Raw genomic sequence first — 12,810 nt, forward strand, 5'->3', positions numbered from 1 at the left:
CATCATATGTATTACTGTCTAATCCATTGCATATTACGTATGACTAGAATATCGTGGCCGTGTTCCGCAGGCCGTCGCACCCCTCGCGAACGCCGCGAACACCCCCGAACACCGCCCAACGAAGGGAACCTCAATGAAGAGCCACACAACCGTCGCAAAGTCCCGCATGAGAGCACGGATCACGGCGGGCGGGTCCCTCCTCGTCGTCGGCGCGCTCGCGCTCAGCGGCTGCAGCGGCGGTAGCGGTGGCGGGTCGTCGGAGAACGTCACGAGCATCCGGGTGGCCGACTACTACACCGACGACCCGGCGAAGACCATCATCGGAACTGCGCTCGACCAGTGCGGAACGGAAGCCGGGGTGACCATCGACCGTGAGCTGGTGCCCTCAGGCCAACTGGTCTCGAAGGTTCTGCAGCAGGCGAGCTCGAAGACGCTGCCCGACATCCAGATGATCGACCAGTCCGATCTGCCGACCATCGCGGAGACTGGCGCGCTGACCCCCCTGCCCGACGCCGGTGTGCCCACCGACAACTTCGGGGCGCCGGCTCTCAGCGCAGGAACCTTCAAGGGCACGGTCTACGGGCTCCCGCCGACAGTGAACGCTGTCGTGCTCTACTACAACAAAGACCTCCTGGCGGCTGCCGGTGTCACGCCCCCCACCACGTGGGACGAGCTGTCGGCGGCGGCGAAGAAGCTGACGACGAACGGGGTGTACGGCCTCGCGTTCAGTGCGACCAACGACGGCCAGGGCGTCGCGCAGTTCCTTCCGACCTTCTGGTCGGGCGGAGCGGACGAGACGGCCGTCGACAGCCCGGAGGCTGTCGACGCCCTGTCGTTCTGGACCAGCCTCGTGAGCGACGGTTCCGCCTCGCAGTCGGTGCTCACCTGGGGCAACTCGGATGCCGGTGACCAGTTCTTCAACCGCACCGCGGCCATGATGTTCAACACCGGCTCGCAGATGGCCAAACTGAACAAGGACACCACGCTGAACTACGGTCTCGCCCAAATCCCCGTGAAGTCGGCGGGTGACGAGCCCGTCAGTGTTCTCGGCGGCGAGGACTGGACTCTTCCCCAGACCGGCGACAAGGCGCGTGCGGCCAAAGCCGCGGAGGTGCTGACCTGCATGCTCAGTGACAAGACGCAGCTGAGCCTCGCCACTCAGCGCGGCACCGTTCCCGGCAACCCGGCGCTCGACGCCCAGTACCTCGAGGCTCTGCCCGCGCTCACCGAATACGTGAACACGGTGAACTCGGCACGCTCGCGCACTGCGCAGTTGGGTACGGGCTGGGCTCCCGTCGCCACGGCGCTCGGCACGGCCATCCAGTCGTCCATCAGCGGCCAGGCCTCGGCGGCAGACGCGCTGAAGACCGCCGCCGGCAACTAGCCGGGCCGCGGGGAGGGCGGCCGCGCCGGCCCTCCCCGCCCACCACCTCAGTTCACGATCTGTTCCCGACGAGAGCCTCCTGACGATGACCGCACCTGCCGAATCGATCCGCACCCGACGACGCCTCGGTGCCCGGACTGCACTGTTCCAGTGGTTGTTCGTTGTTCCGGCGCTGGTCTACATCGGGCTCTACTTCGCCTATCCGATCCTGCAGAACATCGTCACGGGGTTCCAGCACTTCACGGCCTCGACCTTCTACACCGGCGAGGCACCCTGGGTCGGGCTCGACAACTACGTTCAGGTCATCGGCTCGTCGAGCTTCTTCCCCGTGGTTCGCAACACTCTGCTCTTCACGATCGGTTCCACGGTCGGGCAGTTTCTGCTGGGCCTGCTTCTCGCCAACTTCTTTCGCAAGCACTTCCCGCTCGGCCGAGTTGTCCGCTCGCTCCTCCTCCTCCCGTGGCTGTTGCCGGTCATTGTGGCCACAGCGATCTGGCGGTCGCTCTTCGACCAGGACCAGGGCGCGCTCAGCCAGCTGCTGCAGAACCTCGGTGTCGTGTCATCCGGCGTACCGTGGCTGACCAGCCCGAACTTCGCTCTCGTCTCCGTGATCATCGTCAACATCTGGATCGGCGTGCCGTTCATGCTGACGATCCTCTACGGCGGTCTCACCGAGATCCCCGAGGAGATCTACGAGGCCGGGGCGCTCGACGGTGCCACCGGATGGCGCGCCTTTCGACACCTGACGTGGCCGCTGCTCCGACCGACCGTCAACGTCGCGGTATTGCTCGGCGTGATCTACACCCTCCGCTCGCTCGACATCATTCTCGGCCTCACCCGTGGCGGGCCGGCGAATGCGACGCAGACCATGCCCACGCAGTCGTACCAGCTCTCCTTCCAGCTCTTCGACTTCGGCCAGGGCGCGGCGATGAGCAATCTCCTGATCGTCATCTCCTTCGTCTTCGCGCTGGTCTATCTGCGCGCCAACCGACCTTCCGTCGTCAACTGAAGGGCTCCGAACCGTGAATCCCGCCGTCACCCGAGCCACGCGCAGTGTCATCGCCGTCGTCATCCTGATCGTGATGCTCTTTCCCCTCTATTGGATGCTCAACCTCTCCCTGCAGCCACGAGGCACGGGTCTGGCCACCGACTGGATACCCCGAGCGCTGAACTTCGACGGCTACGCCGCCGCCGTCCGCGACCAGGGCAACAGTCTGCTGGTGAGCCTCATCGTGTCGCTCATCAGTGTGGTCGTCACGCTCCTCATCGCCACGCCGGCGGCCTACGCGCTGGCCCAGTTCCGCCTGCGGGGCGTGAACGTGGTTCTGCTGGTACTCGCCGTCAGCCAGATGATCCCGGGAATCGTCATCGCCAACTCGCTCTACGGCGCCTACAACTCGCTGGGCCTGCTGAACTCGTTCGGCGGCCTCATTCTGGCCGATGCCTCACACTCGATCCCGTTCGCGATTCTGATCATGCGGGTCACGATGCAGGGCATCCCGGCTGCCGTGCTCGAAGCAGCGAAGATCGATGGCGCGAACCAGGTGCGCACCTTCCTCTCCGTCGCCATCCCGCTCGCCCGGAACGGAGTGATCACCGCCGCACTCTTCTCGTTCCTGTTCTCGTGGAGCGACTTCCTGTTCGCGCTCACGCTCACCACGACGGAGCAGCTCCGCCCCGTCACCCTCGGCATCTACGAGTACCTCGGTGCCGACCAGACCGACTGGAACGCCGTCATGGCGACAGCCGTCTTCGCGGCCCTCCCGGCGACCGTGCTTCTGCTCGTCGCGCAGCGGTATGTCGCCGCCGGCGCGATGAGCGGCTCGGTGAAATAGCGCCCGCTCTGCAGATCCGGTTCGGAGGCCTGGCCCACCACGCGACGGTCAAGGGGAGGGGAGGGGGTCCTGGTCGTCGCGCAGCTGTTCGGGTTCCATGTCGAAAGCCATCTGAACATTTCGATTGCGCTCACCCAGGCCGTCGGTGGTTCTCTTCTGCCAGGGTGCGTCGATGAGCTGCTTCGTCTCGTCGAGCATCGACGCCGGCTCCAGGTTGCGGTACGAGTCGATCTCGCCGGCCGCGAGGGCGGTGAGCGTGGCGTAGACCGGCTCCGGGTTGAACTGCGCTCGCGGAAACGCGAGCTTCGAGTAGTCGAACAGGCGCGTTGCGGGGTTGTCGTTCCAGCTCTCCCAGGTCTGGAAGATGCGGTCGTTGAAGCCGGTGAGGAACGGCCCGGGATTCATGGTCGCGACTTCGATCCCGAATTCTTGCAGCTCGTCCTTCATGCTCTCGGCGATGGCCTCGACGGCGTGCTTCGACGCCGAGTAGAGCCCGGTGAACGGGTTGACGTTCAATCCCTCCCGCGACGAGACCCAGATGATGCGGCCCTCGCCGCGTGCGACCATCTGCTTCGCGATGCCCTGAGTGAGCAGGAGCGGCCCGGTCACGTTGACCTCGAACTGGTGGCGGATGTTCTCGGCGGGAATGTCCACCGTCGAGCCGCCTTCACCGACACCGGCGTTGTTGACGAGGATCTCGACGCCCCAGTCCAGCGCTTTTCGACGGTCACCCTCATCCGTGACGTCGAGCTTCTCGACCTGGAGTGTCACCCCGCGCTCGGAGGCCTGCCGTTTGAGAGTCTGCACCTGCCCGTAGATCTCCACGGCCGCGACGACGTCGAAGCCCTTCTCTGCGAGGCGCAGCGCGACTTCGAGCCCGAACCCGGTGCCCGCGCCGGTGATGAGGACCTTCTTCAGTTCTGCGGGACGTGCCATCGGGTGATCTCCTGGGTGTGCGGGTGTGCGGGTGTGCGGGTGTGCAGCGGGGACGGGATCGAAAGTACCCGAACCCACGGCCCGCAGAACGGGGCACTTCTGCACACTCGCTGTGCTCCGTTGTGTCTTTCGGCACGCAGGTTCTTCCCCCTACAGTCGGACTGCCCGATCCGCCTGATCGAACCATCCGGAAAGTCGAGGAGCCCCCTGTGACCAGCTCGTCGGCCACTCGTACGGGGGCGCGGTCATCACGGTCGCCGGCGTGGCGGCGAACGTCGTCGGGCTCGTCTACATCGCCGCGTACAGTCCCGATGAGGGCGAGAGCCCGGCCGACATGGATGCCCGCTACCCGGCGACGGATCTTCGCGACCACCTGGTCTCGCTTCCGAACCCCGCGCCGGGCCGGGAGGAGGGAGTCGATCTCTCTGTTGCTCCGGATGCCTTCCTGCCGGTCTTCGCCGCGGGTCTCGACGCGGGAACAGCCGAGGTTCTCGCCGTCTCGCAGAGGTCGTTCGCCGATGCCGCCTACACGCAGCCGGCGATCGCAGCCGCCTGGAAGACGCGCCCGAGTTGGGGCATCGTCGCCACGGCGGACAGGACGGTGCAGCCCGATGTCGAGCGCTTCGGGTACGAGCGCGGCCAGTTCAGGGCTGTCATCGAGGTGGATGGCCCGCACCTGCTGATGCAGACCCATCCCGAAGCCGTCGTCGACGTCATCGAGACGGCGGCCCGGGAGACGGAGGGCACCACCGGGGTCGACTAGTCTGTGCGCACAGAGCACATCGGGCACACGGGAGTGTGCATGCGTGCACAGTGGGGTGGGTATGGTTCGCGGCATTGATCCTCGTCAGATTCGGGCCGACGACTTGCGATACCTGGCAGCCGTCGCCGAGACGGGCCGTCTGGTGACGGCCGCCCGGATGCTCGGCGTGGACCACACCACCGTGTCCCGCCGGCTCCGGGCCCTCGAGAAGTCACTCGGAACCCGGTTGCTCGGCAGAGGCTACGACGGCTGGGTTCTGACCGAGGACGGCCTGAGTGTCGTCGAGCACGCGCGCGCTGTTCAGGAGGCCGTCGAGAAAGCGGCCGACGCCATCGGTGGGCGAGCCGAGAACGACATCACCGGCACAGTGCGCGTCACCGCAGCAGACGGGTTCGGCACGAGGTTCGTGACCCCGGCGATCACCCGCGTGCGGTCCCGCTATCCCGGCATCACCGTGGAACTGCTCACCGGGGCATCCCGACTGAATCTGCGCCAGACGAACTTCGACATCGCTGTCACCATCGGCCCCGTTCCGGCGACACCGCTCTACACCGAGAGCCTCTGCAGCTACGATTCCGCTCTCTTCGCGAGCCGGGAGTACCTGGCCCTCCACGGGTCGCCCGCATCGGTCGAAGAACTGGCCCGGCACCCGCTCATCTTCTTCATCGACGCCCTCCAGCAGGTTCGGGAGCTCGACCTCGAGACCTACGTCTCCGACCCGGTGGTCGGCTTCACCTCGAACAACATCTTCGCCCTGCTCGAGGCCACCCGGCGGGGCGGCGGAATCGCCCTGATCTCGAAGTTCATGGCGATGACAGCCCCTGATCTCTGCCGGGTGGACATCGGCATCCCGCCCGCGCGGGTCGAGGTGACGCTGGCGGTGCGGAAGGAGGCTGAGAGCAGGGGGGCGGTGCAAGCCGTTCGCCGGGCGCTTCACCACGAAGTCTCGGCCCGTGCCGAAGAACTGGTCTGGGATGCGTGACGGGTGTGCGTCGGAATGTTACAGGCCACTGGCGACCTCGGAGGGAAGACGGCTACAGTCGTCGTGATCGCAGCACGATGCGAAGCCTTGCGCCCGGGTGAACACCACCGGGCACGCGCTGCGGCTCCCTGAACACTCATTCGGCGGGCCGCGCCCCGGCTCGCCCGAAACAAGATCGGTCTCCCGTGCATCCCATCGCCCCGTCTTCGCCCGCATCGAGGCCGTACGCCGTCGACGTGCTCTCCCTCTTCGCGTTCGGGGTGGTCTGTCGATGACGAGTGTGACGTTCTCTCTCGCGAGCACGCGTTTCGACGAGAGCTACCGGCCGCGGAGCGATACGCGCATCACGACCAACTTCGCCAATCTCGCCCGCGGTGAGAACCGTGAACAGAACCTGCGGAACGCGCTGGGGATGATCGAGCGCCGTTTCAACGAGTTGGCCCACGTCGACAACGACGGGGGAGACCGGTACGCGGTCGAGCTCGACATCGTCTCGGTGAGCATCGAGATCGAGGCCCCAGGCCAGGAGGGCCGCGACGTCGTTCCGCTGATCGAGGTGCTGCAGACGACGATCGTCGACCGCCGAACCGGCCGACGCACCGCGGGGATCGTGGGCAACAATTTCTCGTCGTACGTGCGGGACTACGACTTCAGCATCGTGCTCCCCGCCCACCGCACGAACCCCGCGATCGACGGACTGCCCGAGGGGTTCGGCGAGCTGCACGGCAACCTGTTCAAGAGCTTCCTCTGTTCCGACAGCTATGCCCAGCGCTTCGACAAGCCACCCGTCATCTGCCTCAGCGTGTCGACGAGCAAGGTCTACCATCGCACCGAGAACCGGCACCCGGTGCTCGGCGTCGAGTATCGGCAGAGCGAGTACTCGCCGACGGATGCCTACTTCGCCCAGATGGGGCTGAGTGCGCGCTTCTTCATGCCGCCGGGCAGCGCAGCACCGCTGGCCTTCTACTTTCTCGGTGACATCGAGAGCGACTACACCGACCTCGAGCTGGCGGCCACGATCGGCACGATGGAGACCTTCCAGAAGATCTACCGCCCGGAGATCTACGCGGCGAACACCCCGGCAGGGGCGACGTACCGGCCGAGCCTGACCAGCAGCGACTTCACGCCGACGCCGATCGACTACGACAGGGAGGAACGCAGCCGGCTGGCGGTCGAGCAGGGTGCGTTCGCCGAAGAGCACATCATCAGACCGCACAGGGCCGCACTCGAAGAGTGGTCGAGCGACGTCGCGGTTCACCAGTTCGATCTGCAAGGAGAACGATCGTGAGCACGGCACTCCCCACATCCACCGCGGGCAGCCTGCCCAAGCCGTCGTGGCTGGCGGCGCCCGAGAAGCTCTGGTCGCCGTGGAAACTCGACGGTGACGAGCTGGCCGAGGGCAAGCGGGATGCCCTGCGCCTCTCGCTGGAGGATCAGCAGCAGGCGGGCATCGACATCGTGAGCGATGGGGAACAGACGAGGCAGCACTTCGTCACCACCTTCATCGAGCACCTCGACGGAGTCGATTTCGAGAAACGCGAGACCGTCAGGATCCGCGACCGCTACGATGCTTCGGTGCCCACCGTCGTCGGTGCGGTGACCCGCGACAAGCCGGTCTTCGTCGACGACGCCCGCTTTCTCCGCGCCCAGACCGACCAGCGCATCAAGTGGGCCCTGCCCGGCCCGATGACGATGGTCGACACGCTCTACGACGCTCACTACCGCAGCCGAGAGAAGCTCGCGTGGGAGTTCGCGACCATTCTGAACCAGGAGGCCAGGGAGCTGCAGGATGCGGGTGTCGACATCATCCAGTTCGACGAGCCCGCGTTCAATGTGTTCTTCGACGAGGTGAACGACTGGGGCGTCGCCGCTCTGGAGCGGGCGATCGAGGGCCTCACCTGCGAGACCGCGGTGCACGTCTGTTACGGCTACGGCATCAAGGCCAACACCGACTGGAAGGAGTCGCTGGGGTCGGAATGGCGGCAGTACGAACGGATCTTCCCCACGATCCAGGCGTCGGGCATCGACATCGTCTCGCTCGAATGCCACAACTCGCACGTACCCCTCGACCTGATCGAGCTCATCCGGGGAAAGAAGGTGATGGTCGGGGCCATCGACGTGGCCTCCACCACCGTCGAGACGCCGGAGGAGGTCGCCGACACCCTCCGCAGGTCGCTGCAGTTCGTCGACGCCGACAACCTCTACCCCTCCACCAACTGCGGCATGGCGCCCCTGCCGCGTGGCGTGGCACGGGCCAAGCTCGCCGCGCTCGGGGCGGGCGCAGAGATCGTGCGGGGGGAGCTCTCGGCGTAACGCCCCCGGTAGCCCTATCCTGTCCCCGGTAGCGCAGACGCGCGCGTTCGTCGAGAGGCCCGCTATGCCTGAGTGGTACACCCTGGGCGTCGTCGCACTCGCGATAGCGGCCGTCGTCGTCGTCATCGTGCGGTTCCGCGTCAATCCGGTGATCGCGCTGGCACTCGGCGCGGCTGCGATCGGCCTGCTCACCGGGCTCGGCCCCGTCGGCACCGTCTCGGCCATGACCCAGGGTTTCGGCGACGTGATGATGGATGCCGGCATCCTGATCGGTTGGGGCGTGCTGATCGGCGCCATGCTGAACGAACTCGGTGCCATCACCCGGCTCGTCGAGAGCCTGATGCGCGTCTTCGGCCGGCGGGGCATCCCATACGCTCTCGGCCTGTCGCTCGCGACCTACCTGCAGACGGTCTTCGTCGACGTGCTGATCGTGATCGCGGCGCCCTTCGCCCGGCGCATCGCGCCGCGGCTCGGGCGGGCCGGCACCGGAATCGTCAGCGTGACGTTCGCCGTCGGTCTCGAGATGGGGATCGTGATGATGGTGCCGGGGTTCGCCGCGGTCGCTCTGGCGGGGCTGCTCGGGGTGCCGCTGGGGGTGATGATGCTCGGTGGGTTCGCCGTGGTGGCGCCCACGGTCGTGCTCACCATCCTGCTGATGACGCTCTTCTTCCGTCTCGGTTTCTGGAACCCCGAGCGTGACGAGCAGGTGGTGGTGCGCGACGAGCCTGTCGCGGTGCACGACGACGAGGCGCCGAGGCCACCGACGGCCGGCGGCAGCGACCCCCGTGCGCGTTCGGAGCAACCGCTGCTGCTGCTCTTCGCGCCGATGCTGGTCGCCCTGGTGCTGATCGCCGGCCAGGCGGTTCTCTCCGTGGCCGGGGTCGAGATTCCCGTGATGCAGTTCCTCGGCAGCCCGGTCATCGCCCTGCTGCTCGCCGTGATCGCGACCGGACTCGTCGGCCGGGCCGCCGTCGGCACCACGCGCATCGAGAAGGCGGTGGTGAAGGGCTTCCAGGATGGCGGCCAGATCTTTCTGCTGACGGGCATCGGCGGTTCGCTGGCCGCGGTCATCGCGAAGGGCGACCTCGGAGCGGTGCTGCAGGGCTACTTCTCCGCGACGGCGTTCGCCCCCCTTCTGCTGGTCTGGGCCATGGCGGCGGTGCTGCACATCGCGGTCGGTTCGGTGACCCTGTCGGCCATCACGGCTGCGGGCATCATCGCGCCCGTCGCCACCACCATGGGGCTCGACCCCCTGCTGGTCGCGCTGGCCGCCGGGTCGGGTGCGCTGTTCTGCATCCATGTGACCTCGAACACGTTCTGGCTCCTGCAGAGCTTTCTCGACCAGTCGGTGCGGGGCGCTCTGAAGACCGTGACCGTCGGCGTCTCGCTGGCTTCGGTCATCGCGCTCGGCATGACGCTCGTGGTCTCACTGGTCATCTGAGCGTGCCCCCGCCGGTGGTCGCCCGCCGACCGGCAGGGGGGCCGGGGTGTGCCGCTGCGAATGCACACGGTGCCCGTCGAACTGCCGTCGGCCACGGTGGAACAGCGCTGGCATCGACGCGCCGACACCGATCCCGCGTCGCTGTGGTTGCGGGGTGCGCTCGCCCGCACCGTCGGAGCCTCGATGACCCCGACGCCCCCGACGCCCCCGGAGCCCCCGACGCCCTCGACGACTGAGACACTGGACGGGCACGTCTCGCCGAAGGGAACCCGACCATGACCGACATCGACTGGTCCGCCGGTGAGTGGAGTACCGCACCCGCTCACGTACAGGTCGCCGACGACGGGATGCGCGTCAGCGCTGTGGAGGGCAGCGACGCCTGGCGTATCACGTCGTACGGTTTCATCCACGACAACGCCCATGCTCTGCTGGCGCCCCTGCAGCAGTCCACGGCGGTCGAGGTGTCGTTCGAGCTCGACTTCTCCGAGCAGTTCGATCAGGCGGGCGTCTTCCTCCGGGTCGACGATTCGACCTGGATCAAGGCCGGCGTCGAGGTCAGCGACGGTGTGGCGAGCCTCGGCGCCGTCGTCACCCGCGGCGAATCCGACTGGTCGCTCGGGCCCGTCTTCGGCTGGGCCGGCCGCACCGTCACGGTGCGGGCAAGCCGGTCGGGAGACGCGGTGACGGTTCGTGCCCGGGTCGACGACGAAGAGTGGCGGCTGGTTCGCGTGGCGCCCCTCAGCCCCGAGGCCACGGTCACGGCCGGGCCGTTCTGCTGCGCTCCGTCACGGTCGGGCCTCGTGGTGCACTTCACGTCGTGGCGTACGACAGAAGCCGACGCCAGCCTGCACCCCGAACCGCCTGTCGCCTGACCCTGAACGGCGCTGGGCGTCAGGCCACGACGATCGTCGCCCGATCCTTCCCGGCCCGTTTGGACTGGTACATGGCCTCGTCGGCGAGCGTGATGAGCGCCTCCGCGGTGGGCTTCTCCCGCGAGCTGTCCGGCCGATGGATGCTGACTCCCACGCTGGCAGAGACGTGGAGTCCCTCCTCGAGGGGCGTGTTCCGAACAGCCGAGCGCAGACGTTCGGCGATGTCCGCCAGGGACTGTTCGTCGGCATCCTCACAGATGAGCAGGAACTCGTCGCCGCCGAGCCGCCCCACCATGTCGCCGGAACGCACCGCCTGGTGGAGGCTCGTGCTGATGCGGCGCAGCGCGGTGTCGCCGGCGAGGTGGCCGAACCTGTCGTTGACCGACTTGAATCCGTCGAGGTCGATGAACAACAGGGCCACAGCCTGCTGGCTGGGGCGCGTCTCTGTGAGCAGGTGGTCGAGCCGCAGTTGCAGCGAGAGCCGGTTCGGCAGGCCGGTGAGAGTGTCGTGCAGTGACCGGTAGGAGATCAGCTCCCTCAGGCGGAGGCGCTGCAGAACGAGCACGGACTGCTCGGCGAGCGAATCCAGCAGGTCTACCGTCTGCGCATCGAGGCGGCGCGGCCTGCCGAAACTGAGGAGGATGACGCCGCCGGTCGCGCCGTCGTCGATCAGCGGAACGATGGCCAGCGCCTCGATGCGGGCGGCCCGCAGCTCGGCGACCGCAGACGGGAAGCGCATCCGGAGCTCAGCCGAGTTCGGCAGCACCTGGGTTCCGCCCGACGGCGACGTGCTGCCGGTCGCTGCCGCCTCGGCGCCCTCGTCGAGCCACGCGAGCAGAGCTGTCTCGGCGAGCGGCCGGGGGGCACCCGCGGTTGCTCGGGCGGTGAAGCTCCCGTCGGGCGCACGCAGGTGCACGCTGACGACGGTGGCGTCTGTGGCACCGCGCACCGCCTCGGCGAGAGCTTCTGTGACCTCCCCTTCGCTGGCGGCCGCCCCGAATGCCGTGGTCGCCGTCTGCAGGATTCTGACCCTCGTCTCCGACCGCTCCGCGACGCGGCGTGCGGCGAGCAGTTCCCGCTCGTAGTGCCGCCGCACGGTTGCGTCGAAGACGGCGAGCAGAAGGGTGCCGCCGTCCCGATCGGCGTCGACGACGGCATTCACGAAGACCGAGAGGGTCTTCCCGTCAGCGAGCTGGAGGTCGAAGGCGACTTCGCTGGCACGGCCGTGCGCACTCAGTTGCTGCAGGAAACCAGTCTCGAAGTAGAGCCTGCTGCCCGGTGCCAGCACCGCCGTGAGGTGCTGGCCGACGACCTGGTCGCGCATCCTGCCGACCATGGCCAGGAAGGTGTCATTCGCCGTCGTGATGTCGCCCCGGGTCGTGGCGGAGATCAGCCCGCACGGAACCAGATCGAACAGGTCCCTCGGCTGCACACCCGGGCTCATCGTACGAAGCTTCGGATGGCCGTGACCAGCTTCTGGGGGTCGGAGAGGTGCACGTAGTGGCCGTTGGCTTCGAGCACCACCAGACTGCTGTCGGGAATCTCGCTGCGCAGGAACTGTCCAGCCACGACCGGCGCCACGATGTCGTTCGTCGACTGCACGACGAGAGTGGGTGTCGAGACCCTGCTGAGCTCCTGGCGGAGGTCGGAGAGAAAGGTCACCCTTGCGAACTGGCGCGCCACCGACGGGTCGGCCCTCGTGAAGCTGTCGAGGAGTTCGGCCGCCAGTTCGGGGCGGTCGGCGTTGCCCATGAACACCGGGGCCATCGTCGACGCCCAGGCGAGGTAGTTCGCGTCGAGGGAGTCGAGGAGGGCGTCGACGTCGTCGGCCTCGAAGCCGCCGATGTACTCGCCGTCATTGACGTATCGCGCTGAGCCGCCGACCAGCACCAAGCCGCGGAACAGTTCCGGCTCGGCGATCGCTGCGAGGCATCCGATCATCGCGCCGACGGAATGACCGACGTACACGACCTCGCTCAACCCGAGTGCGTGGCCGATCTCCAGCAGATCGTCGGCGTACCCGTGCAGCGAGTCGTACTTGCCGCGGTCGTAGGCGCGCGGGTCGGAGCCGCCCGAACCGACGTGGTCGAAGAGCACCACCCGGTGGTCGTCGGCGAATGCGGGGGCCACCAGCCGCCACATCGCCAGGCTCGACCCGTATCCGTGCCCGAACACGATGGCCGGGGCGCCCTCGTCACCCTGCACCGTGACGTTGTTGCGCCGGATCACCGCATCCGCCTGCTCGAACGGTGCATAGGTCACAGTGAAGCCTCCCCAGATAGCT

At 67.3% G+C, this 12,810-nt stretch carries 11 protein-coding genes and 1 pseudogene; 9 read left to right on the top strand and 3 right to left on the bottom strand.

The window, feature by feature from the left end; translation table 11 throughout:
* Positions 1–133 precede the first annotated feature (133 nt).
* The 3 genes from C5B96_RS01110 to C5B96_RS01120 all read left to right on the top strand — a co-directional run bounded on the left by C5B96_RS01110 (position 134) and on the right by C5B96_RS01120 (position 3,219).
* On the top strand, positions 134–1,384 hold the full coding sequence (locus tag C5B96_RS01110) for an extracellular solute-binding protein (RefSeq protein ID WP_233188912.1): 1,251 nt from the start codon (positions 134–136) through the stop codon (positions 1,382–1,384).
* A gap of 85 nt (positions 1,385–1,469) precedes the next feature.
* The gene (locus C5B96_RS01115) at positions 1,470–2,393 is read left to right on the top strand and encodes a carbohydrate ABC transporter permease (RefSeq protein ID WP_104242104.1); all 924 of its coding nucleotides are present in this window, start codon (positions 1,470–1,472) and stop codon (positions 2,391–2,393) included.
* Positions 2,394–2,406: 13 nt separating this feature from the next.
* Positions 2,407–3,219, top strand: a complete 813-nt coding sequence (locus C5B96_RS01120; RefSeq protein WP_369826412.1) for a carbohydrate ABC transporter permease — start codon at positions 2,407–2,409, stop codon at positions 3,217–3,219.
* Positions 3,220–3,267: 48 nt separating this feature from the next.
* Here C5B96_RS01120 and C5B96_RS01125 read toward each other — a convergent pair whose 3' ends face one another.
* Positions 3,268–4,155, bottom strand: coding sequence for an SDR family oxidoreductase (locus C5B96_RS01125; protein ID WP_104242106.1), 888 nt, complete (start codon positions 4,153–4,155; stop codon positions 3,268–3,270).
* 220 nt (positions 4,156–4,375) lie between these two features.
* Between C5B96_RS01125 and C5B96_RS01130 the strand changes: the two are divergent.
* The 6 genes and pseudogenes from C5B96_RS01130 to C5B96_RS01160 form a co-directional block, all read left to right on the top strand.
* Positions 4,376–4,918, top strand: a pseudogene (locus C5B96_RS01130) (alpha/beta hydrolase); the annotation flags it as partial.
* A 103-nt stretch (positions 4,919–5,021) separates the two neighbouring features.
* Positions 5,022–5,900 carry a LysR family transcriptional regulator gene (locus tag C5B96_RS01135; protein WP_233188914.1) on the top strand — a complete coding sequence of 293 codons (879 nt, stop codon included), beginning with the start codon at positions 5,022–5,024 and terminating at the stop codon, positions 5,898–5,900.
* A gap of 271 nt (positions 5,901–6,171) precedes the next feature.
* Positions 6,172–7,188, top strand: coding sequence for a putative oxygenase MesX (locus tag C5B96_RS01140; RefSeq protein WP_104242112.1), 1,017 nt, complete (start codon positions 6,172–6,174; stop codon positions 7,186–7,188).
* Positions 7,185–8,213: a methionine synthase gene (locus C5B96_RS01145; RefSeq protein WP_104242114.1), complete on the top strand. Its 1,029-nt coding sequence runs from the start codon at positions 7,185–7,187 to the stop codon at positions 8,211–8,213. Before C5B96_RS01140 ends, C5B96_RS01145 begins: the two co-directional genes overlap by 4 nt.
* A 64-nt stretch (positions 8,214–8,277) precedes the next feature.
* Positions 8,278–9,654, top strand: a complete 1,377-nt coding sequence (locus C5B96_RS01150; RefSeq protein WP_104242116.1) for a GntP family permease — start codon at positions 8,278–8,280, stop codon at positions 9,652–9,654.
* Positions 9,655–9,929: 275 nt separating this feature from the next.
* Positions 9,930–10,526: a DUF1349 domain-containing protein gene (locus C5B96_RS01160; RefSeq protein ID WP_104242120.1), complete on the top strand. Its 597-nt coding sequence runs from the start codon at positions 9,930–9,932 to the stop codon at positions 10,524–10,526.
* A gap of 19 nt (positions 10,527–10,545) precedes the next feature.
* Here the strand turns inward: C5B96_RS01160 and C5B96_RS01165 are convergent, their stop codons facing one another.
* Both C5B96_RS01165 and C5B96_RS01170 read right to left on the bottom strand, forming a co-directional pair.
* Positions 10,546–11,958 carry a diguanylate cyclase gene (locus C5B96_RS01165; protein WP_158507093.1) on the bottom strand — a complete coding sequence of 471 codons (1,413 nt, stop codon included), beginning with the start codon at positions 11,956–11,958 and terminating at the stop codon, positions 10,546–10,548.
* Between the two features lie 8 nt (positions 11,959–11,966).
* Positions 11,967–12,788, bottom strand: a complete 822-nt coding sequence (locus tag C5B96_RS01170) for an alpha/beta fold hydrolase (RefSeq protein ID WP_233188915.1) — start codon at positions 12,786–12,788, stop codon at positions 11,967–11,969.
* Positions 12,789–12,810: the final 22 nt, after the last annotated feature.

This window comes from Subtercola sp. Z020 (assembly GCF_002931235.1).
GTDB lineage: Bacteria > Actinomycetota > Actinomycetes > Actinomycetales > Microbacteriaceae > Subtercola.